This window comes from Arthrobacter sp. NPDC093128 (assembly GCF_040683875.1).
Lineage (GTDB): Bacteria > Actinomycetota > Actinomycetes > Actinomycetales > Micrococcaceae > Arthrobacter.
In genome coordinates this window covers 1-23,373 of sequence record NZ_JBFBEY010000011.1, presented here as the reverse complement: position 1 = coordinate 23,373, position 23,373 = coordinate 1, and the positions used below count along the sequence as shown (strand labels likewise).

Genomic DNA, 23,373 nt, shown 5'->3' with positions numbered 1-23,373 from the left:
GGGAGAAAAGGGGGATACCGCAAGGTTATGTGCTGCAGGCCACACTCAACAAGATACGATATGTACAGGAAAACGACCTTTTGCATGACGGAGCGTAATGCCACTACACCTCAGTGAAATCCTGAAACATGCCACCCTCACCGCCGCTGATCCCGTGATTCGCGCAGGCGCTTCCGCAGTGGCCAATACGCAATTGCGGTGGGTCCACTCCAGTGAGGTTTTGGATATCGCCCCATTGCTAAGCGGCGGCGAGCTGCTTCTGACCGGCGGCGACGCGTTGGCTTCGGCATCGGACGGCCGCCGGGTGGAGTACGTCCGGCAGCTGGCGGCCCGGGGGGTCGGCGCCCTGGCGGTGGAAACGGGACAGACCCTGGCCTCGATTCCACTGTCGATGGTCCAGGCGGCGGAAAGCGCCGGGCTCCCCCTCATTGAATTGCGCAAGGTGGTGCCCTTCGTGGGCATCATGCAGGCCATCAATTCGATGCTGGTCAGCGAATCGGTGGCGCACCTGCGCCGCGCAGACGAAGCCAGCCATGCCATGGCCGTTGAACTGGCCCACGGGAGCAGCCTCGATCAGATCCTGGCAGTACTGGCCGGGCTCATTGACGCGACGCTGGAGCTCTCGTCGGTGTCCGGCGTGACCCTCGGCAGCGCGGGACCGGATACCCCGGGCCCTGACGGAGCGGGCACGCAGCCGGCGGACGGCTCCACTCCGGCAGGCGGCTCCGGGGCAGGCGGTTCCGGGGCAGGCGGTTCCGGGGCAGCCAGCTCCGGGACGTCGGAAAGCACTGGCCTGGCAGCCGGGCCTGGCGCGGACGGCACTGTGATCAGCATCGACGTTCCGGTCCGCGGCGTTCCCTCCGCCCGGCTGGTCATCAATGTTCCGGCCCATGGCGACGTCAACCTGGCGCGTGTCGCCGGCGGGCGCTGCATTGACATCCTTTCGCTGGCGCTGCTTCAACGGATGCCACCCGGGCTTAAAGAGGTGGCCGGGACCGCGCTCCTGCGTGCTGTCAGCTCCGGCAGCCAGCCCTGGCGGCTTCAACAGCTGTCTCCGGCTGTCGGGATCCCGCCCTCTGCCACAGTCGTCGCCGTCGTCGTCAGGACGTCCACCTCGCAGCAGCTGCGGGCGGCCATGGACAAGATCCTGAAGCGCTCAGCCCAGCAGAGTGCCAGCTACGTGGACAACGCGGAGCTCCTTGCGCTTGCCGCCCTTCCCTTTGACGGGGCGGTGGCCGCACGCGCCGAGCTCGTGACAGCGTTGCGGGAGTTGCCGGTTGAGGCCGGGACCATGACGGCGGTGGGTCCCCTGGCGTCGGGGATCGAAAACGCGCCGTGGTCGCTGTCCGAGGCGAAGTGCGCCTTGGATCTTGCCGTGAAGGGTTCGCTTCGGGCGGTGGCCCGGCCGCTGTCGGAAACCGAAGGTGTGGTGCTCGACGTCGAACACCTCGCCGTGGAGCGCCTGGTGGCGCAGCATCTGGACCAGGGCGTGCGGCAGGATTTCGTCCGCCAGCAGTTGGGGCCCGTGCTGGAGCACGACGCGCGGCGGAACTCCCAGCTCCTGGCAACGCTGGCAACCTGGCTCGACTCCGGCTGCAATACAGCGCAGGCCGCCCGGGAACTCCACGTGGAACGGCAGTCGATGCACCACCGCCTGCAACGGATTTTCGAGCTGTGCGGCGGCGACCCGCGGGGAACTGGCCGGCTCGCTGCGCTGCACCTGGCCACCCGGCTGGCCGCGCTGGAGCCCAGCCCGCAGCTCCGTGCTGTAGGCCCGCCTTCAGGACGCTCTCTCACTTTCCGCACCAAAACCAGGGACGCTCTCTCACTTTCCGCAAGGAAGTGAGAGAGCGTCCCGGATGAGGCGACAGGAAGTGAGCGAGCGTCCCGGTAGGTTAGCGGAGCACCACGGTCCTGCTGCCGTGGAGGATTACCCGGCCCTCGCAGTGCCAGCGCACGGCGTTGCTGAGCGCTTTGCACTCCGTGTCGCGGCCAGCCGCGACGAGGTCCTCCGGTCCGTAGGTGTGGTCCACTTCCACCGTCTGCTGCGAGATGATCGGGCCCTCGTCGAGCTCGCCGTTGACGTAGTGCGCGGTGGCGCCCACGGTCTTCACGCCGCGGGCGTAGGCCTGGTGGTACGGCTTGGCACCCTTGAAACTGGGCAGGAACGAGTGGTGGATGTTGATCGCCTTGCCGTCCAGCTTGCGCGTGAGTCCGTCGCTGAGGACCTGCATATAGCGGGCCAGCACCACGAGCTCGACGTCGAACTCGTCGATGAGATCCAGCAGCCGGCCCTCCGCCGCGGGCTTGGTGGCGGCGGTGACGGGCACGTGGAAGAACGGGATGCCGTGCCACTCCACGAGCGCCTGGTGGTCCGTGTGGTTGGAGACCACGGCCACCACATCAACGGGCAGTTCGCCGATCCTGGCGCGGAACAGCAGGTCGTTGAGGCAGTGCCCGAACTTGGACACCATGATCAGCACCCGGCGCTTGGAACCCTGCGGCTCCAGCCGCCACCTCATCCCGAAGCGGTCAGCTACTGGGGCAAAAGCGGCCCGCAGGGTGTCCGCGGTGGAGGCATCGCCGTCGGACGCGAAGTGCACCCGCATAAAGAAGTGCCCTTCGGAGCGTTCGCCGAACTGCTGGTTGTCGATGATGTCGCAGCCGTGTTCCAGCAGGAAGCCGGAGACGGCGTGGACAATGCCCGGCGACTCCCGGCAGTCGAGCGTCAGGACGTGCTCCACGGTGGTGGCCGGGTCTGGGAGAGAGGTTTCAGTCTCGATGGCAGTCATGGCTCAGCACTCGATCACATTCACGGCGAGGCCCCCGCGGGAGGTCTCCTTGTACTTGGTTTTCATGTCCGCTCCTGTCTCACGCATGGTTTTGATGGCTTTATCCAGCGACACCTTGTGGCTGCCGTCGCCGTGCAGCGCCAGCCGCGCGGCGTTGATGGCCTTCACGCTGGCGATCGCGTTCCGTTCGATGCAGGGAATCTGCACCAGGCCGCCCACGGGATCGCAGGTCAGCCCAAGGTTGTGTTCAATGCCCACTTCGGCGGCGTTTTCCACCTGTTCGGGGGTGCCGCCCATGACCTCGCACAGCCCGGCGGCCGCCATGGAGCAGGCCGACCCCACTTCACCCTGGCAGCCCACTTCCGCACCGGAAATGGAGGCGTTGATCTTGAAGAGAATCCCGACGGCGGCCGCCGCCAGCAGGAAGCGGACCACACCGTCGTCGTCGGCTCCGGGAACAAATTTGATGTAGTAGTGCATGACAGCGGGGACGATGCCGGCTGCGCCGTTGGTGGGGGCGGTGACGATGCGGCCGCCGGCGGCGTTTTCCTCGTTGACCGCAAGGGCGAAGAGGTTCACCCATTCCATGGCCCGGAGCGGATCGGTGACGCCGGTGTCCGCGGTCAGGGTGCGGAATAACGACGGCGCCCGGCGCCTGACGTTCAGCCCGCCGGGAAGGATTCCTTCCGCGGCGCAGCCGTTGTCCACACATTCGCGCATGACGGCCCAGAGCGCCATCAGCTTTTCGCGGAGTTCCGCTTCGCTGCGCCATACCAGTTCGTTCGCGAGCATCACGTCTGAGATGGACATGCCTTCGCGGCTGCAGATGGCCAGGAGTTCGTCGGCGGTGGTGAACGGGTAGGGCAGGACGGTGGCGTCGGCCACCACCCGGTCGCCGGCGTCGGCATCGCCGTCTACAACGAAGCCGCCCCCTATTGAATAGAAGCTCCGTTCGCTGAGGACGGCGCCGGTGTGGTCCAGTGCCCGGAAGGTCATGCCGTTGGGGTGGGCGGGGAGGGATTTGCGGCGGTGCAGCACCACGTCCTCGTCCCAGTTGAAGTCCACCCGGTGGTGGCCGCCGATCCGGAGTTCGGCGTCGAGGGCTGCCGCGGCCACCTGGTCGTCGGCCGTGGTGGTGTCCACGGTTTCCGGGTCCAGGCCCTGGAGGCCCAGGACCACGGCCTTGTCGGAGCCGTGGCCGCGGCCGGTGGCACCGAGCGATCCGAACAGTTCTGCCTGGACCCGGACCGTGGCACTCAGGTGGCCATCACCTTTGAGCCCGTCCGCGAACAGTTTTGCTGCCCGCATCGGGCCGACCGTGTGTGATGAGGACGGCCCGATGCCAACGGAGAACAGGTCCAAGGCGCTGAGGGCCATTAGGGCACCTCAGGGGAAGCGAACTCCCTCATGCCATCCAGGAGCCAGCGGCCCAGGAAGTCCGCGAACGAGGCCCGGGGGAACAGCCGGTAACTTTCCTCCCCGGTCTTCAGGAGGGTGACCGGGATGTTTCCCACTTCCGTGGTCAGGGCCGTCCCCGGCGTGAAGCTGCGCGGGTGCAGGTCCAGGGCGCAGCCCTTCTCCAGCACTGCCCGGGCCCGCGGTCCGGAAAGTTCGAACGTGGTGCGGTTGGCGGAGAGGTCCACCACCTGGCCGGGAGCGTCGCCCAGGGCGGCCGTGAGCGAGCCGATCAGGTCTCCTCCCAGGGAGTCATGGGCTTCCTCCGGCGCCACCACCAGGAACTCGGACGGTCCCAGCCAGAGAACGCTGACACGCTCGGTGCCGGCCACCTCGCCACAGCGGACCGGCAGGCCGCCGGTGACGGAGGCGATCCGGGTCCCTTCCTCGGACCTGGGGTCGACGCGGACCCCGGCCATGGTCTGGAACGGGCCTTCCCTGAGGACGACCTTTCCCGGAACGGAGCCGGCCTCCAGCGCTGCGGCCAGGTGCGAGGCCGGGCTGCGGCGGATCTCCTGGAGTCCATTGACGCCTGTGAGTGCTGCAGTGTTAACCATCTTTGCGGGTCCCTTCGGGGTCAAAAAGTACGGTTTCGGCGACGACAACGTCAACCAGCTGGTCGCCGGCGGCGGCCACGAGGGTCTCGCCGATGCGGTTGCGGCCGTTCTTGATCAGGGCCAGGGCGAACGACCTGCCCAGCGCGGCGCTGTGGTAGCTCGAGGTCACGAAGCCCTCCATGGGAACCGGTCCGTAGGCGGGGTTGGTGGTGATGCCCTTTTCCACGAGCTGGGTGCCTTCCGGCAGCCGCAGTGTTCCGTCCACGGGAAGGACACTGACCAGGTGCTTGCGGTCCTCGCGACGGGCGTCGGCCCGGGCGTAGGAGCGCTTGCCGATGAAGTCCTTGGCCTTGGAGACCACCCATTCCATGCCCGCGTCCTGCGGGGTGACGGTGCCGTCGGTGTCCTGGCCAACGATCGGGTAACCCTTTTCGGCCCGGAGCACGTGCATGGTTTCGGTGCCGTAGGGGGTGATGTTGAATTCGGCCCCGGCGGCGGCCACGGCTTCCCAGGTGTTCAGCCCGTACCAGGACGGCACGTTGATCTCGTAGGCCAGTTCACCGGAGAACGAGATCCGGCAGATCCGCGCCTGCACACCGGAGGCGAGGGTGGTTTCGCGGAAGGTCATGAACGGGAACGCTTCGGTTTCCAGCCCGCCGCCGGCGGCGAGTTCCGGTGCCAGTTTGGCGATCACCGCACGGGATTTGGGCCCGACGACGGCAATGGTGGACCACTGTTCGGTCACCGAGGTGCAGTGCACGTCCAGTTCCGGCCACTCGGTCTGCAGCCATTCCTCCAGCCAGTCCAGCACCTTCGCGGCGCCGCCGGTGGTGGTGGTCATAAAGAACCGGTCCTCGTCCAGGCGGAGGGTCACACCGTCGTCGAAGATCATGCCGTCCGCCGTGCACATCACGCCGTAGCGGGCGGAACCCGGGGCGAGCTTCTTGAACGCGTTGGTGTAGATCCGGTTGAGGAACTCACCGGCGTCCTTGCCACGGATTTCGATCTTGCCGAGCGTGGTGGCGTCCATGAAGCCCACGGACTCGCGGACGGCGCCGCACTCGCGCAGCACGGCGGTGTCCATGTCCTCCCCGTCCTGCGGGTAGTACCAGGGGCGCTTCCACTGCCCGACGTCCTCGAACAGGGCACCCTGTGCCACGTGCCACGGGTGGATCGAGGTGACGCGGGCGGGGTCGAACAGTTCGCCGCGCTGGCGTCCGGCGAGTGCCGCGAACGCCACCGGGGTGAACGGCGCCCGGTAGGTGGTGGTGCCGATATCGCCAATGCCCCGCGAGGCTTCGCCGGCTGTGCGGAGGGCCGCGGCGATGACACCGATCGCGTTCACGCCGGAGGTTTTGCCCTGATCGTTGGCGGTGCTGATGGAGGTGTAGCGCTTGATGTGCTCCACGGACCGCATGCCCGCGCCGGTGGAGCGGAGGACGTCGGCCACGGACTGGTCCCGCTGGAAGTCCACGAAATGGTGGTGCCAGTCATCCGGCGTACCCTGCTCGCCGGGGACCAGCCACAGCTGGCGGGTCGGGCCGGAGGCCTTCGGCCCGGCCGGTACGGAGGGTTCGACGGCGGAACTGAAGCCGGCGGCGATGGCTGCCGAGGCTCCGGCGGAGATGCCCTCTGCCAGGACATCTGCCAGTTCGAAGCTGCCGCGGCCGGAGCCGATGGTCTGCTGGTTCGGGACCACGGTGCTCGGCACAAAGGCCGCCAGGTCCTCGTCCCAGCGCAGCTTGCCCTGCCGCTGGGAGTGCAGGTGCACCAGCGGGCTCCAGCCGCCGGAGACCGCCAGCAGGTCGCAGGCGATCTCTTCGATGCCGGAGGTCAGTTCGCCGTCGTCGTTGATACTGCGGACGGTGACGCTCGCGACCCGGCCGGTGTTTGTTCCGGACGCGCCGGAGTCCGCTGCAGCGGAGGTGTTGGCCACGGCACTGCCGATCAGCACCCGGGTCCCGGCTTCGACGGCGGCGGCTGCCACCTCGGTCAGCCTCGGGCGGGCGTCCACGACGGCGGCGACCTTGATGCCGGCGGCGCGGAGGTCCGCGGCCAGGGCGTAGGCGCTGTCGTTGGTGGTGCTGATGACCACCCGCTGCCCCGCTGCGACGGCGTAGCGGTTGAGGTAGCTGCGGACGGCCGAGGCGAGCATAATGCCCGGGCGGTCGTTGTTCTCGAAGACCAGCGGGCGTTCGTGGGCGCCCGGAGCCAGGACAACCTGCTTGGCGCGGACGTGCCAAATACGCTGCCGGGACACACCGGGGGCCGCCGGGCTGGACAGGTGGTCGGTGCGGTTCTGGACCGCGATGACGTAGTTAGCGTCATACGCGCCGAAGGCGGAGGTCCGGTTCAGGACGGTGCACTCGGCCCCGGATACCAGCTCGGCTTCGACGTCCGCCACCCATTCCAGGGCCGGCTTGCCCTCGATGGTCTCGGCCAGGCCGGGGGCCGTGGATCCGGACAGGAGCGTGCCGCCCAGTTCGGGCTGGTCGTCCATGAGCATCACCCGGGCGCCCGTGCGGACGGCCTCGCGGGCCGCGGCAAGGCCGGCCGGGCCGCCGCCGATCACCAGGACGTCAGTGTGGACGTACTTCTTGTCGTATTCGGCGCGGTCCTCCTCCGGGTCCAGCTTGCCCAGGCCGTTGAGCAGCTCAGCCTTCAGGCCGTCCACCAGGGTGACGGTGGTGGCGGGAAGCATGGACTCGGCGACGTCGCCCGGGAAGCGCGGGAAGATCTTGACCAGCGCGTTGGATTCCTCCACGCCGGCGGCCATGATGCCCCGGGGCCGGTCCTCGTAGAGCGAATTGCCGACGGCAACCCGGCCGTTGGCGAGCAGGGCCGAGGCGATCGTGTCCCCGGGGTGTCCGGTGAATTCCTCGCCGTCCACGGTGAAACGCCAGGAAATGCTGCGGTCGATGCGTCCGCCGGCGGCGAGGCGGGCGTTCTGGGAAGTCACTTGGTTGCTCCTTCCGGGGCGGTGGTGCCGGACTCGGTCGTGCTGGTTGCGGTGATGCTGGTGCCCGTGATGTCCGGGGCAGAGGTGCCGGTGGTGGTGCTGTCAGCCGCGAGGCTGGCCGTGCCGGATTCCGGGGCTGCCGGGACCCTCACGTCAGGCCGGGGCGCGCCCATCGGGTAGACGGCCTGGATGTCATAGGTGACGGTGTCGCGGAGCATGTTGAACCACTGGCGGCAGCCGGTGCTGTGCAGCCAGCGCTCAGCGAACGTTCCCTTGGTGTTGTCCCGGTAGAACAGGAACTCGGCCCATTCGCGGTCGTTCAGCTCGTTCGGGTTTTCCGGGTAGGGCACGTGGGCCTGGCCGCCGTAGTGGAACTCGGTCTCGTCGCGCGAGCCGCAGTTGGGGCATGAGATAAGCAGCATGTGCGTCTTCTTTCTAATGGACGGCGGCTAGTGGGCGACGGCGGCTGCGCCGTGTTCATCGATCAGGGCTCCGGTTTCGAAGCGTTCCAGCGCAAACGGCTTGTTCAGCTTGTGCGGGGTGCCCGTGGCGATCGTGTGTGCGAACGTCAGCCCGGCCGCCGGGGTGCCCTTGAAGCCGCCGGTCCCCCAGCCGCAGTTCACGAACATGTTCTCCACCGGCGTGGTACCCACGATCGGGGAGGCATCCAGCGTGGTGTCCACGATCCCGCCCCAGGTCCGGAGCACATGGGCCCGGGCGAAAATCGGGAAGAGTTCGACGGCGGCCGCCATCTGGTGCTCTATCACGTGGAACGAACCGCGCTGGCCGTAACCGTTATAGGAGTCCACGCCGGCGCCCATGACCAGCTCACCCTTGTGCGCCTGGGAGACGTAGACGTGGACGTGGTTGGACATCACCACCGTGGGGTGGACCGGCTCGTGCAGCTCGGAGACCAGCGCCTGGAGCGGGTGGGACTGGATGGGCAGCCTGAAGCCGGCCATTTCGGCCAGGACCGAGCTGTGCCCGGCGGCGCACAGGCCCACCTTTTCGGTGTGGATAGTGCCCTGGTTGGTCTTGACACCGACCACGCGGTTCCCGTCCTTGAGGAAGCCGGTGACCTCGCAGTTCTGGATGATGTCCACGCCCAGCTCATCGCACTTCCGGGCGAAGGCCCAGGCCACATGGTCATGCTTGGCGATGCCCGCCCGCGGCTGGTAGGTGGCACCCATGACCGGGTAGCGGATGTTGTCGCTGATGTTCAGGATGGGGCACAGTTCCTTGACCTGGTCCGGTTCCAGCCATTCAGCGTCCACGCCGTTGAGCTTGTTCGCTCCCACCCGCCGGATGCTTTCACGGACATCACCGAGGGTGTGGGCCAGGTTCATGACACCGCGCTGGCTGAACAGGAAGTCGTACTCGAGCTCCTCCGGCAGGATCTCCCACAGCTTCAGGGCGTGCTCATAAATGGCTGCGCTCTCGTCCCAGAGATAGTTGGAACGGATGATGGTGGTGTTCCGGGCCATGTTCCCGCCAGCCAGCCAGCCCTTTTCCAGCACGGCGATGTTCGTCATCCCGTGGTTCTTCGCCAGGAAGTACGCCGTGGCCAGGCCATGCCCGCCACCGCCCACAATCACGGCGTCATAGGAAGACTTCGGCTCCGGGTTGCGCCAGAGGAAATCCGGGTGCTCCGGGAGCTGATGCGTGCTCACTGGGCTGCTCCAATCATTTCTGTTTCAAACGTGGAAATCTCGGCTTCGCCGGAAAGATGCGGGTAAAGCGGGAACTGCTCGGCAAGGGCCGTGACCCGTGCGCGGAGTCCGACGGCGGTGTCCTCCGCCAGGGTTCCCGTGCCGGCAGCGCCGATAAGCGCGGTTGCGATGATGTCCGCGACCTCGGTGAATTCGGTTTGGCCGAAGCCGCGGGTGGCGAGAGCCGGGGTGCCGATGCGGAGGCCGGAGGAGACCATCGGCGGGCGGGGGTCGAACGGGACGGCATTGCGGTTGACGGTGATGCCGATCCGGTGGAGAGTGTCTTCGGCCTGCTGTCCGTCCAGTTCGGAGTTGCGCAGGTCCACGAGGACCAGGTGGACGTCGGTGCCGCCATTGACCACGGAGATGCCAGCCGCGGCGACGTCGTCGCGGAGGAGCCGTTCGGCCAGCAGCTTGGATCCCTGGAGTACGCGCTCCTGGCGTTCCTTGAATTCGGGGGTGCCGGCGAGTTTGAAGGCCACTGCTTTGGCGGCGATGACGTGCTCCAGCGGGCCGCCCTGCTGGCCGGGGAATACGGCGCTGTTGATCTTGCGGGCGTACTCCTCCTTGGCGAGGATGACGCCGCCGCGCGGGCCGCCAAGGGTTTTGTGCGTGGTAGTGGTGACGACGTCGGCGTACGGCACCGGGTTGGGGTGCAGTCCGGCAGCGACGAGCCCGGCGAAGTGTGCCATGTCCACCATCAGGTAGGCGCCCACGAGGTCTGCGATCCTGCGGAATTCGGCGAAGTCGAGCTGGCGGGAGTAGGCGGACCAGCCGGCCACGATCAGCTTGGGCCGGTGTTCCAGGGCCAGGGCCTCGACTTCGGCCATGTCCACGCGGAGGTCGGACTCGCGGACGTGGTACGGGACCACGTTGTAGAGCTTGCCGGAGAAGTTGATCTTCATGCCGTGGGTGAGGTGGCCGCCGTGGGCCAGGCTGAGGCCCATGATGGTGTCGCCCGGGTTCAGCAGGGCGAACATAGCGGCGGCGTTGGCCTGGGCGCCGGAATGCGGCTGAACATTGGCGAATTCGGCGCCGAACAGGGCCTTGACCCGGTCGATGGCGAGCTGCTCGATCACGTCAACGTGCTCGCAGCCGCCGTAGTATCGCTTGCCCGGGTAGCCTTCGGCGTACTTGTTCGTCAGGACCGAGCCCTGCGCCTCCATGACCGCCGACGGGGCGAAGTTCTCGGAGGCAATCATCTCCAGGGTGGACTGCTGGCGGCCCAATTCCCGGGCAATAGCCTGTTCGACCTCGGGATCGAGTACGGAAAGACGTTCGTTCAACTGCTCAACCACGGATGCTCCTTTGAAATACCATCGTTCGGTGTTTGATATATCAGTGTACGACCAATGGTATGGTTGAGATCACAAGAGAGTCAAGAGCCGGTAGCAAACTGAAGCTGGACTCCCGCTTGGAACAAGGAACGGAGCGGATCCATGAGCGCACTTCACGCCTTGCCTCCTGCCGGGGACGAAGGGCTGTCCCAGGCAGAGGCCGCCTACCTGCAGTTGCGCGACAAGCTGATCATGCTCGAGATCCGGCCGGGCGAGCCTATCAATGACGGGCAGTTGGCCGCCGAACTCGGCTTTGGCCGGACGCCCGTACGCGAGGCCATAAAGCGGCTGGAGGTGGACCACTTGGTGGTTTCCTACCCGCGCCGGGGAACCTTTGCCACCAATGTCGACTTCACGGAACTGGCCGACGTCTCCGAAATCCGGGAGTTACTCGAACCGCGGGCGGCGCGGCGGGCTGCCACGCGGGCCACCCCCTCGATGCGCCGGGAACTGATCGAGGTCGCCAAGACTATCGCGGAGCTGGATCCTAGCCCGGCAGAGTCCCGCGACCTCATGCGCTACGACCTGACCGTGCACCGGTTGATCTACCGGGCCGCGGCCAACCCCCACCTCGAAGAGACCCTGATCCGCTACGACAATCTGGCGACACGCATCTGGTGCCTGGTCCTGGATAAGTTGCCATCCGTGAGCGGTCACATCACCGAACACGTTGAGCTCCTCAAGGCCGTCGCCGAGGGTGACGCAGACAAGGCGGGCGAGCTGGCCCTGCACCACGTCACGAGCTTCGAGGAAAGCATCCGGAAGGTCCTCTAGGCCGCCCTAACCCCGGACGCTCTCTCACTTTTGGCGCCAAAAACCGAAACGCTCTCTCACGTATGAGAGAGCGTCCCGGTTGAGCCACCCGGTAGTGAGAGAGCGTTGCGGATTAGCGGGTTTAGCGGCCGCCTCCCCCGATCACCCCGGCTTCCACGGCTTTGGTGACGGCGTCCGCCTCTGCCTGGGTCAGCTTGCCGTCGGTGACAGCCTGGTCGAGCCTGGTCTTGAGGGCGGCCGCGCGTTCGGCCTGGCCGGCGGCGCGGATTTCCTCCAGTGCTGCGGTGACCTTGGATTCCTCGACGCCGAGCGACGCGGCCAGGGACTTGGCCAGTGCCGCGTCCTGCGCGGAGCGGTCCGGCTTGGTGCCCTCAGCTGGCTTGGTCCCTTCGGCCGGCTTGTTGGCATCCCGGAACGCCTGGAGGGCTTCGGTCACCTTGGCCTCCTCCACGCCAAGTTTGTTGGCAAGGTCCGCTGCCAGCTGACCGCGGTCGACGCCCTTGTGGCCGCCCCGCATTCCGCCCTCTGTGGCTGAGCCACCTGCCGGCGCGGTGCCCTCGGCCGATGCGCTGGCACTGGGGCTTGGCGTTTCGGCCGCCGATGCCATCCCGGTGACTCCCAGTCCGGCGCCCAGCGCCAATGCCCCGGCCGAAAGGCCAAGCGTGATTCTCTTCATGCGTGACATTTGATGTCTCCTCGATCCGCCGCGTGAAACGGCTCTTTGGGAGGAACGGCCGGTTTGCACCGTCCCTCACTCAAAGATGCGGCGCCAAGGTGTGGCGCTGCTGTTCGGATCCTGTCGGCACGCTGTGAATGCCGCCTGGGACGTCAGGTCACACGTCGGGGGCGTCTGAGAACGAATACGGACTCAGCCGTTTCTCTTCCAGCTCTTTGGCCACCTCATGTTCAGCAGCAGCAATCCCAGGAGGAGTGAGTCCACGGTCATGATTGCCGCCATGAGGTACGCCCAGCCGATCATCATGAGTTGCTCACCACCAACCGGGAGCACGAAGTGCGGGGGTGGATCCTAATTCCCATGACAATCTCCTGACGTGGATCCCCCCAGTCAATCGATAGTCCACCAAGTGTGGCATGGCCGCGGTCCGGGCGGAACTGCCCGCACTACTCGAATCCGGCGCTGAAAATCACCCGACTCCGCGCCGGACACTTGCTCCGCCACGGACATTTGCACCGCACCAGACCCCGGACCGGCCAGCTGGCCGGGCGCAACACAAAACGGCGGCCCGCACCAAAAGGTGCGGATCGCCGTCGTGCGATCCCCCGGGGGCAAGCCCCGGGGGTCCCGCTGATCGACCGGTCGGGATCAGATGATCGCGGCCCGCAGCTCCTTGGCGGCAAGTGCGGGGTCGGCGGCGCTGTAGATGGAACCTCCGACGACGGCGACGTCCGCACCGGCGCGCTGCACGGCGTTGATGGTGGAGATGTTCACTCCGCCCGCGACCGAGAACGGAACGCGGGCTTCCTCGCCGGCGCTGAGCAGGACGTCCAGGTTGTAGCCCGGCTTGGCCTGTTCGTCCAGGCCAGCGTGGAACTCGATGAACTTGGCACCGAGTGCGCGGGCTTCCTTGGCCCGGGTCACCTTGTCCGCGACGCCGATAAGGTCAACGACGATGCCCTTGTTGTGGGCCTTCGCTGCCTTGACCGCCCCGGCGATGGTGGAATCGTCGGCGCTGCCAAGGACGGACACCAGGTCCGCGCCGGCGGTGAAAGCAATTTCGGCTTCCAGTTCGCCGGCGTCCATGGTCTTCATGTCTGCGAACACAATCTTGTCGGGGTGGGCGGTCTTGATGGCGGTCACGGCGGACAGTCCGGCGTTCTTCACCAGCGGCGTGCCGAGTTCGATGATGTCCACGTACTCGGCCACCTTGCCGGCCAGTTCGAGGGCGGCTTCGACGGTCAGGACGTCCATGGCGACTTGCAGTTTCACGTGTGTTCTCTTTTCAGGTTAGGAGCGGGGTTTGGGTGGGATCAGGGTGGGTCGGTGTTGGTCTTATTCGAGGTTCGCGTGGCGCTGCCAGAGTTCCTCCGCGGCCGCCGCGTCCTCGTCCCAGAGGCTCTGGAACACGGCTTCGGTGGTGGCGAACAGCACCTGCTCGAAGAGGCTGCCCGAATACTGCCGGGACAAGGCCGAGCCGTGGTCCGTCTTTTGGGCGGCCGGGATGAGTACGACGGCGGCAGCAACTGCCGCGAGCGGGGACCCGGAGCTGGTGGTGTAGGCAGCCACCCGCGCGCCCTGGCCGGCCGCGGTTTCCGCCGCCTTGACGACACCGGCGGTGGTGCCGGACCCGGAAGCCGCGAGCAGCAGGTCGCCGGGACGGATGGCGGGCGCTGTCGTCTCACCGACGACGTGCACGGTCAGGCCCAGGTGCATGAGCCGCATGGCTGCCATTTTCAGGACAAGGCCGCTACGTCCGGCGCCGGTCACGAAGACCCTGTCAGCCAGCCTGAGCTCGGTCACCAGGGCTGCGACCTGCGCCGGGTCGACGCGCTGGAACACTTCGCTGACTTCGTCCCGGACAAGGATCCGGTTGCGGCTAAAGGCCCTGGATGTGTCGGCCAGTGCTGCCGGATCGGCTTCTGCGATGACGCTCATGGGCGGGTACCTCCTTCGGGAAAGTTGTTACCCATTCATCCTCGCCTGCCTGTTGGGTGGGTCCAACGGCATGATCGAACGGTCTTTACTACCCGAAGGGATAGCTGAATTCTCCATATGTCGTACACTGGGCAGGTGGCAACCCTTACCGATGCACCCGACGTCCATTCCCTGCCCCGGGCCGACCTGGCCAGGCTTGTGGGCGAGGCTCAGCCGTTACTCGAGGCCATCGTCGCCCTGTCCACGGCTCCGCTGGCCACCACCGCCCAGCGGCTGCGGGAGGCCACCCTCCCCTACGTGGGCAGCAGCGCCATGGTCATCTTTACCGAGGACTGCACGGGCCGCCCGCAGAAGAAGGCGGGCGACGAGTCGATCATCAGCCGTGTGTCCATCGCCGAACTGGACCACATCCGGGCGTCGCTGCGCGGTGCTGATTCCGGCGAGGATGCCGGCACGGGCTCCTGGCAGGTCACAAGCTGGCAAGGCGGGGGCTGGCAGGGCGAAGCGGTGCTTGGCGGCGAGCCGCACCCGGTCCTTGCCCTGTCCTCACCGAGCAATGCACTGCTGGTCCTCGCCGATCCGCGGCCCCTGCCGGATCCCGCCCATCACGCGGCGGCGGGCCGGATGCTCCGATACCTGTGGACGCTGGCAGCCGAGCGGATCCGGGAGAAGGTGGCCGATGCGCCGCCGTCGTACCTCATTGAATCCCGCGCGGCCTCGGCAGAGCGCGTCAGGGTGACCGCCGAACTGGTAGACCGCCACTCCACCACGCTGGAAACCCTGCTCGCCGCGTTGCGGTCGCCTGCTCTGGGCGACGACGCGGCGCGGAAGTCCGCCACCGACGTCGCCGCCAAGGCACTGGTGGGGCTGCGCACACTCAGCGACCGCACCACGGAGCTCGTGGAAGAACAGGTGGCCACAGCGTTCCAGCGCCTCCGCGAGGACCTGAAACCGCTCATGAACTACAGCGGGATCGACGTCCAGTTCATCGAACCTCCCGTCAATGGCCGTGCGCTGCCCGGCGAAGTGGCCCACGCGGCCCGGGCGATTGTCCGCGGGCTGGTGCTTGCCATGGTGGACCAGTCCGGCGTCCGCCGGATCCGCACACAGTGGGATTGCGACGGCGAGAACCTCCTGGTCAACGTCCGCGACGACGGGCCCGGCGAACTTTCCGTGGCGGCACCAAACATGGCCCGCCTTGCCCAGCGCGTCGAAGCCCTGGACGGCAGCATGTCGGTGGATGTGATGCCCGGCTGGGGTGCCGACGTCGCCGTCTCACTCCCCCTCGACCCGCCGGCCCACCAGCTCCCCGACGTCACGGGCTGGAAGCTCGGGGACAGGGAGCTCGAGGTGCTGCAGCTGCTGGCCGCCGGCCACCGGAACCGGGCCATTGCGACGAAACTCCACATCACCGAAAACACCGTGAAGTTCCACCTCCGCAACATCTACCGGAAGGTGGGCGCCTCCTCCCGCACGGAAGCGATTGCGATGGCACACAGCAACGGGCTGCGTTAGCACAGACCGGGAACTGCACCGTGAACAAGAAGACTCCACCACATGGGATTGAAATTCGCCCGGCCGGGCGGTTCGAGGACGTCAAAACGATGGTTGGACCACAACGGCCTGATGCGAGCGTGTGCTGGTGCCTGAGCTACCGCATCCCCTCCAAGCAGAACGTGGAATTGCGCGGCACTGACCGCGGGGACCTCGTCAAACAGCTCCTGAAACAGGATCCGCCGCCCGGAGTGCTTGCATACGACGGCGACGCGGTGGTGGGCTGGGCGGGCGTGCACCCGCGCGCCGACACCAGCTTTGCCCGCAACCGCAGGATTCCCCACGTCGATAACCTCGATGTGTGGTCGGTGTGGTGCATCCGGGTGCGGCCAGGGCATCGCGGTGAGGGAATCTCCCATCACCTGCTGCAGGGTGCGGTCGACTTCGCGCGCAGCTACGGCGCGCCGGCCATCGAGGGTTACCCCGTCGATAACCAGGGCAAAAAGGTGGACCTGACCATGGCCTACGTCGGAACACGCGCCCTCTTCGAACGGGCGGGCTTCACCAAGGCCGCCGATACCGACTCAGTCATCAATGGCTTCCACCGCGTGCTGATGCGCCTGGACTTGCGTCAGGCCGCTTAACTCAACGTCACAGAAAACCTATGGAGGGCATGGACCATGGCTTCAAACAATGACCCCGAACCCGACATGGACGCGGAGGCAGGTCACCACGGCGGTGTCCAGTCTGTTGACCGGGCCCTTCTGGTCCTGGAAATTCTGGCGCGGGACGGCCACGCAGGCGTGAGCGATATCGCCGAGGAGATGGGTATCCACAAGTCCACGGTCTCCCGATTGATGGGTGCGCTGGTGACCAGAGAAATGGTCCAACAGAACAGCGAACGGGGTAAATACCGGCTGGGGTTCGGCGTCCTCCGGCTGGCGGACGCCATCCCTGGGCGGCTCAGCCTGGTGCGCGAGGCCCGTTCGATCCTGGAAAGCCTCGCGGACGAGTTCAAGGAAACGGTGAACCTGGCCGTGTTACGGTCCAACTACGCCGTCAACCTGGACCAGGCCATGGGACCCTCAACCCTTGCCATGTATGACTGGGTGGGCAGTCTGACGCCACTCCACGCGACCTCGAGCGGGAAAGTCTTGCTGGCAGCGCTGACCACGGATGAACGGATCCGCGTGTTGAAGGAGACCGGGCTTCCGGCCCGAACCCCCCGGACCATCACCAGCCGGAGCAAGCTCGAAGCCCAGCTTCTCGACGTCGCCCGCGACGGCTACGCGGTGACCCGGGAAGAGTTTGAGATCGGACTGACATCCATGGCCGTGCCGGTGTACAACCACTTGGGCGCGGTGATCGGCGCGGTCAGCATTTCCGGGCCGTCCTTTCGTTTTGATCCGGAGACGGCGCCGGGACTCCTGGAAGCACTGAAACAGGCGGGCCTGCAGATTAGCGCCAGGATGGGCTACAGGTAGCGGCTGGCACCGCTCGCAAGCGCTGCGTGGTTCTAGTATGCGGCGAACAGGGCCGTCCGCACGGCCTTCTCAAAGCCGTCCACGTGCATGCGGGCGAGTTCAGCCGCCCTGGCCTCGTTCCCTTCAATCACCGCTTCAAGCAGGTCGAGATGCTCATGCACGTGGCGCGAAAGGTCAGGCAGGCGATCCAAAACCATGCACCAGATGCGTGTAGCCAGGTTGTCATAGCGGATCAACACGTCTTCCAGATGCGGGTTCGCCGCCGCCGCATAGATGCCCCGGTGCACGCGCGCGTCCAGCCCCAATGTCTCTACGACAGTTGCACGCTCAACATCGAAGGACTCCACTGCACGCGCAATGAGCCGGAGATGCTCCCTAGCTGCCGGCGTCGCCACCCTGGCGGCCCGTGAAGCAGCGAGCGGCTCCAGCTGAGCCCGAATCTCCGAAATGAAGGCCAGGTCCGTCACCTCAACGCGTGACGCGAAGGTTCCCCGCCTCGGGTAGGTTACAACGAGCCGGTCAAGTTCCAGGCGCTTGAGTGCTTCCCGCACGGGGGTCCGCCCCACGCCTAGTTCCTTGGCCAGTGATTCATCGTTCAGCAGGTCGCCCGGTTTGATGTCGAGGGTCAGCAACCTGTCGCGGATGCGCTCGTAGGCAATGTCAGCCAAGGACCGTGGGCCGGCGGCTTCCGCCGCGGCCAAAGCTTCGAATGCCACCGCAACGCCCTTCGTATTCGGCCAATTCCGACTATTGACCTGGTCTTTACACGAGTATACGTTAGGCCAAATCTAATATATCAGTAATCGCAATATGAATATACCTAGAGGGGTGTGCCCCTGGTGACGTGAGCGCTGACCACAAAGGCCGCGCGGTCACAGAACCCCGCGAATCAAATTCTCAAAATCTGTAACGTGTTTGGTAGTTAGCCGGGCGGCCGCATCGGCGTCGCCGTCTGCGATGCATTCAAGCAGGCCAATGTGCTGAGCAATGTGCTCCGAGACCGGAGGAAGCTTTTCCAGCACCAGGCTCCAGATGCGCGTTGCCAGGTTGTCGTAGCGGATCAGGACATCCTCGAGATGCCGGCTGCCAGTCGCGCGGTAGATGCTCCGGTGGACTTTCATGTCCAGCCGCATGAGGTCCCGCTGTCCCCGCCGGCCGTCGAGCAGGATCTCGACTTCCCGCGCAAATTCCCTCAGCTCCTGCCGCGTCCGCGGAGACGCCATGCGGGCGGCCCGAGCTGATGCGGCAGGCTCCAACAGTTGGCGAATCTCCGATATCTCAGCGAGATCGGTAATATCCACACCAGCGGCAAAGGTTCCCCGGCGAGGGTATGCCACCACAAGGTGGTCGCTTTCCAGTCGCTTCATGGCCTCACGTATAGGAGTCCTGCCGACGCCCAAACGACGAGAGATAACGTCATCATTCAACGGCTCGCCAGGTTTGATGTCCAGGACAATCAACTCGTCGCACAGGACGCGGTAGGCGTAGTCCGCATAGGACTCGTCCTCCTGCTTCACCGGCGCGTCCAGTTCACCTACCTCCACCGGCAGGTCTCCGCTGCTGTTCATCTTGGCTTCCTTCCAATCTGCGACCGAGCCTTGACTGCGGGCCCCCGCGACCATAATATTCCTACAACTGATATATCAATACTTCAGAACAAGAATGTCAAGGCTGGCGCTCCAGATTGGGCGGTGGGATACAGCCGAAGCCGGCGGGACGGCGAACCGAGCATGCGAAGGAGCGAAAACCATGAGCACGGAATCTGCTGAGCAGTTACGGGTGGAGGTCGTTCCATCCGCCAACCTCCTTGAATCGCTCTCCCGCGTCTACCCGGCGCCGAACCCTGTCAGTGTAACTTGCCTACCCCACCATGGACCGTCGAGGACCGTCGAGGCCTCTGTTGAACTTGCAGGCCTGGGCTACAACGTGGTCCCTCACCTTGCAGCCCGAAGCATCGCTAGCCGGGCTGAACTGTACACGTACCTGGAAACGCTGGCAGGAGCGGGAATCTCAGAGTTGTTCCTGGTGGCGGGCGACAGGCGGGGCCCCGCGGGACCGTACTCCTGGAGCGGGGACCTCATCAGCGACGTCAGGATGTTCTCCTCCGACTTCGCCATAGGCATAGCAGGCTATCCGGAGGGGCACCCACGCCTCACACCATTCCAGCTCCGAAGTGGCCTGGAGAAGAAGTGGACCCTGGCGGATTCCATGGTTACCCAGATGTGCTTTTCGGCCGAGGCGGTGGCCCGGTACCTCGATATGCTGAGTCGTGAGGGAGTCCGCTTGCCTGTGTGGATCGGAGTTCCTGGCCCGGTCAGCACGAAGAAGCTACTCGCCATGGGAGCACGGCTCGGAGTCGGACGTTCACTTAAACTGGCCCGCGGCACTGGGATGGCCAAGGCGCTGTGGGGACGCGGCGATTTTTTGAATTTTGACAGCAACCGGTTGATGCGCGACATGCAAACGAAGCTGGCCCACAACCCCATGTTCGCCGGATTCCACATCTATTCCTTCAACGACCTGGAGCGACTCCCGGGAATTCTCAACGGGTTTCCGCCCATGGATCCGCCCGCTCCCCGCGTCCAGCGCGAAGCCAACCTTTACCACCCGGCCAAGACGTGAAAGAAGAACCCGTGGCCTCAAAAGTACCTTGCGACAATTTCGACGAGACGGTAAACCTGCCGCGGCACGGAGTTGACCTCCCACGCGTCGAGCGCGCCATCCGGGAGTTCCTCCTCGCAGTCGGCGAGGACCCTGACAGGCCCGGTCTGGCTGAAACCCCGGCACGCGTGGCCCGCGCCGCAGTAGAAATGTACGGCGGGCTCCACAAGGACCCCGCGGAGGTACTCGACAAGACCTTCGATCTCGGCCATGAGGAGTTGGTGCTTGTCAAAGACATCCCCTTCTACTCCACCTGCGAACACCACCTCGTACCGTTCCACGGAGTTGCACACGTCGGTTACATTCCGTCGCCGGAGGGGCTGGTGACGGGACTTAGCAAACTGGCCAGATTGGTGGACACGTTTGCCCGGAGGCCGCAGGTGCAGGAACGACTGACAACCCAGGTGGTCGACGCCCTTGTAGCGGCACTCCAGCCGCAGGGGGCGATCGTTGTTATCGAATGCGAACACTTGTGCATGTCCATGAGGGGCGTCAGGAAGCCAGGAGCTAAGACGATTACCTCCGCAGTCCGCGGACAGCTACGGCTTCCCGCGGCCCGGGCCGAGGCCCTGAGCTTGATCCGGGGGCGTTGATGAAGCCCGGGACGTCATACGAATTATGCTCCCTCGCTAAGAATGTAAGTTTCGTTTCCCGTGAACGGTGTTCCGGGGGCCTGATACCTGGGGAGGTAAACGCCGGAACACCGCTTTCGGGAAACGAGCAAACACACGGCACTGCCCAGAAACGGCGTAACCCGGATCAGGTAGCAGCACCATTCGGTTCAACAGCTTCTCGATCCAATCATCCCCACTTCATCAACGAGGGAGCCAGCTGTGGCAGTTCAAGTCCTTTCGACTGTCGATGCGCGACCGGGCAAGCCCAACGGCCTGATCATTGATCAGCCGCTGGCATGGTCGGACGCGCGTCGTCTGGCTTTTGACTGCGCCACGCCGATCAGCCCAGGGCCAATTCCGCTTAGCGACGCGATAGGGCGGGTGCTAGCCGTTGACGTCACAGCCCTTCAGAGCCTTCCCCACTACGCCTCCTCGGCAATGGACGGCTGGGCGGTTAACGCCGGTGGCCCGTGGGCAGTCGCGGAACCAGGGCAGCACCTCGATCCCGGCAGTGCCGCCCCAATCGTCACAGGCGGTGTCATACCGCCGGGCGCGCAGGCCGTGCTGCGGCTGGAGAGCGGACAGCTGACAACCGGTCCGCACGGGCAGCCCCTCCTGGTTCTGCGCGCGGACGCACCGGCCGGTGAACCCCGCATAGGTCAGCACATCCGGAGGTCGGGCTCGGAAGCGGCAGCTGGTGAGACGCTGATTGCAGCAGGCACCGCCTTGAACCCTGCCCACATAGCTCTTGCCGCGGTGGCCGGTTTTGACCAGCTCGAAGTTCTGGGCAACCCACATGTTGAGATGCTGCTCACGGGCTCCGAGGTGGTGTCCTCGGGCATTCCGCTCCCGGGACAGGTCAGGGACACCTTCGGACCGCAGCTTGGGGCCGTCATTCGCCTGCTCGGGGGCATCCCAGGGGCCCAGCATCGCGTTGGAGACTCCTTTGAGGAGTGGCTGGCAGCGCTGGAAGCCTCCGGAATCGAATCCAGGCAAGGGGCCGATGTAGTCGTTACGACCGGCGGGACTGGTCGTTCCGCTTCGGATCACTTCCGACGTGCCATTGCCGCACTCGGTGGACAGCTCCTTATTGACGGCATCGCCATGCGGCCTGGCCACCCCGCTGTCTTGGCCAAGCTGCCCAACGGGCGCTTCGTCGTCGGGCTGCCGGGAAACCCGCTGGCGGCCCTGATGGCCCTCTTCACCATCGGTAGTCCGCTCCTGGCCGCGCTGGGCCACCGGCCCCTTGACGAAATCAACCGGGTACCCTGCGGGACTGCGATCGATGCCCACACGGCACCGACACGCCTTATGCCGTTTCGCATCCTCGACGGCATGGCGCTACCGGTCCAGCACACCAGGCCCGGGATGATGCGCGGCCTGGCCGCAGCCGATGGTGTCATGGTGGTTCCATCGCGCGGCGTCCAACCGGGGGAACCGGTTTCCTCGTTTACTCTTCCGTGGCGGCCGGAATTGCAATCGCTCCCCGTGGATCGATCGATCGGAGCAGCACCATGACACGCATGACACAGCGGCGGAAAGTCCAGAAGTACCTCCTGGACGGCTCGCCCGCGGCCCTTCAATACCCCGTGCGGCTCAGGGAGGACATCCTGGCGGCGGAGGAACCGCTGGAAATTCGGCTCGGCAATCTCTCCTTTGCCGTCACGATGAGAACCCCTGGAGATGACTTTGACCTCGTTGCCGGCTTTCTCGTCTCTGAAGGCATCATCAGGAATCAGTCGGACATCGTGTCCCTGAGGTTTTGTGCCGGTGAGGACCAAGAAGGCAAGCAGACGTTCAACGTCATCGAGGCCCGGTTCCGCGAGGGCCTGCAGCTCCCCGATACCGGTCGGCACATCTACACGTCCAGCTCATGCGGGATCTGCGGCAGCGATTCCATCGAAGCCGTCCGCAAGACAGTCACCTTCGACATCAAACAGGACCATCTGCGCATACCGGTCGACATTCTGGCGCGGCTGCCCGCACAGCTGCGCGAAGCTCAGGCCCTCTTCGACAAGACCGGCGGCGTTCACGCAGCAGGACTTTTCAGAATCAACAGCGGGGGCGGTGCCGAGCTCCTCTGCCTTCGTGAGGACGTGGGACGCCACAACGCCGTCGACAAGGTAGTCGGGTGGGCGCTGCGGGAAGGGCTTCTGCCCCTGAGGGGGACCGTCCTTCAGGTCTCAGGGAGGGCCTCGTTCGAACTTGTCCAAAAGGCTGCCCTGGCAGGAATTCCGGTGCTTGCTGCGGTGAGTGCACCCTCAAGCCTGGCGGCAGATCTCGCTGCGGAGACCGGCATTACCCTGGTGGGTTTTAGCCGGGGAAGCAGCCTAAATGTATATGTGGGCGGTGACCGGCTGGAACCACTCGGTCAAAGAGCGAACGTCAATGCCACAGCCTGATCCTGACCGACGACCTTGAATCACCACCGGCTGCTGCACACATGTCTGAACACCGAAAGGAAGCCATGGCTGCAACTGATTTCGAAGTGCTCCGCGCTGTCCTCAGCCAGGACCCGATCTCCATCGACGATGCGATTGCCGCCGTTGAAAGCGCCGGAGCGGGCGCGGTTGTCAGCTTCAGCGGCATTGTCCGCAACCACGACGGAGGCAGGGCAGTTGACCGGCTGGGTTACAGTGCCCACCCGACAGCCAGCCAGCGAATGACCGAGGTTGCGGCCGAACTTGTGGCCGAACAAACTGCAGCGGGCGGCCAGCCCGTCCGCATCTGGGCCGCTCATCGCGTCGGGATGCTGCAGATTGGCGATCCAGCCCTCGTGTGCGCAGTGTCGGCCCCCCCCCATTCCCGGCAGACTACATCCTGGCCTTCCGCCGAACGAAACTAAGCAAGAAACCCAACCAAAAGGAGAAAGATGACTCAGAACATCTCTGCGCCCGCTGTGTCCACCACGCAGTCCGGTGCT

General features: G+C 65.5%; 22 protein-coding genes. 10 read left to right on the top strand and 12 right to left on the bottom strand.

Going from position 1 to position 23,373, the window contains the following annotated elements:
* Positions 1-97 precede the first annotated feature (97 nt).
* Positions 98-1,846, top strand: a complete 1,749-nt coding sequence (locus AB0N24_RS14155) for a PucR family transcriptional regulator (protein WP_364125249.1) — start codon at positions 98-100, stop codon at positions 1,844-1,846.
* A 49-nt stretch (positions 1,847-1,895) separates the two neighbouring features.
* Here the strand turns inward: AB0N24_RS14155 and purU are convergent, their stop codons facing one another.
* From purU to glyA, 7 genes are read right to left on the bottom strand one after another with little or no spacing between them, the layout of a single operon-like run.
* Positions 1,896-2,792 (bottom strand): formyltetrahydrofolate deformylase, encoded by an 897-nt coding sequence (gene purU / locus AB0N24_RS14150; RefSeq protein WP_364125246.1) that lies wholly within the window; start codon positions 2,790-2,792, stop codon positions 1,896-1,898.
* A gap of 3 nt (positions 2,793-2,795) precedes the next feature.
* Positions 2,796-4,169, bottom strand: coding sequence for an L-serine ammonia-lyase (locus AB0N24_RS14145; RefSeq protein WP_364125243.1), 1,374 nt, complete (start codon positions 4,167-4,169; stop codon positions 2,796-2,798).
* The gene (locus tag AB0N24_RS14140; RefSeq protein ID WP_364125240.1) at positions 4,169-4,804 is read right to left on the bottom strand and encodes a sarcosine oxidase subunit gamma family protein; all 636 of its coding nucleotides are present in this window, start codon (positions 4,802-4,804) and stop codon (positions 4,169-4,171) included. The genes AB0N24_RS14145 and AB0N24_RS14140 overlap by 1 nt, the downstream gene beginning before the upstream one ends.
* Positions 4,797-7,763: a sarcosine oxidase subunit alpha family protein gene (locus AB0N24_RS14135; RefSeq protein ID WP_364125237.1), complete on the bottom strand. Its 2,967-nt coding sequence runs from the start codon at positions 7,761-7,763 to the stop codon at positions 4,797-4,799. The genes AB0N24_RS14140 and AB0N24_RS14135 overlap by 8 nt, the downstream gene beginning before the upstream one ends.
* The gene (locus tag AB0N24_RS14130; RefSeq protein ID WP_364125235.1) at positions 7,760-8,185 is read right to left on the bottom strand and encodes a sarcosine oxidase subunit delta; all 426 of its coding nucleotides are present in this window, start codon (positions 8,183-8,185) and stop codon (positions 7,760-7,762) included. The genes AB0N24_RS14135 and AB0N24_RS14130 overlap by 4 nt, the downstream gene beginning before the upstream one ends.
* 27 nt (positions 8,186-8,212) lie before the next feature.
* Positions 8,213-9,433, bottom strand: a complete 1,221-nt coding sequence (locus AB0N24_RS14125; protein ID WP_364125233.1) for a sarcosine oxidase subunit beta family protein — start codon at positions 9,431-9,433, stop codon at positions 8,213-8,215.
* The gene (gene glyA / locus AB0N24_RS14120; RefSeq protein WP_364125230.1) at positions 9,430-10,770 is read right to left on the bottom strand and encodes a serine hydroxymethyltransferase; all 1,341 of its coding nucleotides are present in this window, start codon (positions 10,768-10,770) and stop codon (positions 9,430-9,432) included. The genes AB0N24_RS14125 and glyA overlap by 4 nt, the downstream gene beginning before the upstream one ends.
* A gap of 141 nt (positions 10,771-10,911) precedes the next feature.
* Between glyA and AB0N24_RS14115 the strand changes: the two genes are divergently transcribed.
* Complete coding sequence (locus AB0N24_RS14115) at positions 10,912-11,583, top strand: GntR family transcriptional regulator (RefSeq protein ID WP_364125228.1); 672 nt, start codon at positions 10,912-10,914, stop codon at positions 11,581-11,583.
* Positions 11,584-11,704: 121 nt separating this feature from the next.
* On the opposite strand, the gene AB0N24_RS14110 is transcribed toward AB0N24_RS14115, so the two are convergent.
* The 3 genes from AB0N24_RS14110 to hxlB form a co-directional block, all read right to left on the bottom strand.
* Positions 11,705-12,268: a hypothetical protein gene (locus AB0N24_RS14110; RefSeq protein ID WP_364125225.1), complete on the bottom strand. Its 564-nt coding sequence runs from the start codon at positions 12,266-12,268 to the stop codon at positions 11,705-11,707.
* A 639-nt stretch (positions 12,269-12,907) separates the two neighbouring features.
* Positions 12,908-13,531: a 3-hexulose-6-phosphate synthase gene (hxlA, locus tag AB0N24_RS14105; RefSeq protein WP_364125222.1), complete on the bottom strand. Its 624-nt coding sequence runs from the start codon at positions 13,529-13,531 to the stop codon at positions 12,908-12,910.
* A 63-nt stretch (positions 13,532-13,594) separates the two neighbouring features.
* Positions 13,595-14,197 (bottom strand): 6-phospho-3-hexuloisomerase, encoded by a 603-nt coding sequence (hxlB, locus tag AB0N24_RS14100; RefSeq protein ID WP_364125219.1) that lies wholly within the window; start codon positions 14,195-14,197, stop codon positions 13,595-13,597.
* A gap of 186 nt (positions 14,198-14,383) precedes the next feature.
* Between hxlB and AB0N24_RS14095 the strand changes: the two genes are divergently transcribed.
* From AB0N24_RS14095 to AB0N24_RS14085, 3 genes are all read left to right on the top strand, one after another.
* The gene (locus AB0N24_RS14095) at positions 14,384-15,712 is read left to right on the top strand and encodes a LuxR C-terminal-related transcriptional regulator (RefSeq protein ID WP_364125678.1); all 1,329 of its coding nucleotides are present in this window, start codon (positions 14,384-14,386) and stop codon (positions 15,710-15,712) included.
* Positions 15,713-15,801: 89 nt separating this feature from the next.
* Positions 15,802-16,335 (top strand): GNAT family N-acetyltransferase, encoded by a 534-nt coding sequence (locus AB0N24_RS14090; protein WP_364125675.1) that lies wholly within the window; start codon positions 15,802-15,804, stop codon positions 16,333-16,335.
* A gap of 36 nt (positions 16,336-16,371) precedes the next feature.
* Positions 16,372-17,175, top strand: a complete 804-nt coding sequence (locus AB0N24_RS14085) for an IclR family transcriptional regulator (RefSeq protein WP_364125217.1) — start codon at positions 16,372-16,374, stop codon at positions 17,173-17,175.
* A gap of 32 nt (positions 17,176-17,207) precedes the next feature.
* Here AB0N24_RS14085 and AB0N24_RS14080 read toward each other — a convergent pair whose 3' ends face one another.
* Together AB0N24_RS14080 and AB0N24_RS14075 are read right to left on the bottom strand one after the other, a co-directional pair.
* On the bottom strand, positions 17,208-17,891 hold the full coding sequence (locus tag AB0N24_RS14080) for a GntR family transcriptional regulator (RefSeq protein WP_364125215.1): 684 nt from the start codon (positions 17,889-17,891) through the stop codon (positions 17,208-17,210).
* 156 nt (positions 17,892-18,047) lie between these two features.
* Positions 18,048-18,743, bottom strand: a complete 696-nt coding sequence (locus tag AB0N24_RS14075; protein ID WP_364125212.1) for a GntR family transcriptional regulator — start codon at positions 18,741-18,743, stop codon at positions 18,048-18,050.
* 181 nt (positions 18,744-18,924) lie between these two features.
* Here AB0N24_RS14075 and AB0N24_RS14070 point away from each other — a divergent pair, with 181 nt between their 5' ends.
* The 5 genes from AB0N24_RS14070 to AB0N24_RS14050 all read left to right on the top strand — a co-directional run bounded on the left by AB0N24_RS14070 (position 18,925) and on the right by AB0N24_RS14050 (position 23,295).
* The gene (locus tag AB0N24_RS14070; protein ID WP_364125209.1) at positions 18,925-19,797 is read left to right on the top strand and encodes a methylenetetrahydrofolate reductase; all 873 of its coding nucleotides are present in this window, start codon (positions 18,925-18,927) and stop codon (positions 19,795-19,797) included.
* Positions 19,798-19,808: 11 nt separating this feature from the next.
* Positions 19,809-20,429 (top strand): GTP cyclohydrolase I FolE, encoded by a 621-nt coding sequence (gene folE, locus AB0N24_RS14065; RefSeq protein WP_364125206.1) that lies wholly within the window; start codon positions 19,809-19,811, stop codon positions 20,427-20,429.
* Positions 20,430-20,723: 294 nt separating this feature from the next.
* Entirely contained in the window at positions 20,724-21,968 is a 1,245-nt protein-coding gene (locus AB0N24_RS14060) for a molybdopterin molybdotransferase MoeA (protein ID WP_364125672.1), read from the top strand.
* On the top strand, positions 21,965-22,852 hold the full coding sequence (gene fdhD / locus AB0N24_RS14055; RefSeq protein ID WP_364125203.1) for a formate dehydrogenase accessory sulfurtransferase FdhD: 888 nt from the start codon (positions 21,965-21,967) through the stop codon (positions 22,850-22,852). The genes AB0N24_RS14060 and fdhD overlap by 4 nt, the downstream gene beginning before the upstream one ends.
* A gap of 65 nt (positions 22,853-22,917) precedes the next feature.
* Positions 22,918-23,295: a molybdenum cofactor biosynthesis protein MoaE gene (locus tag AB0N24_RS14050; RefSeq protein WP_364125200.1), complete on the top strand. Its 378-nt coding sequence runs from the start codon at positions 22,918-22,920 to the stop codon at positions 23,293-23,295.
* Positions 23,296-23,373 lie beyond the last annotated feature (78 nt).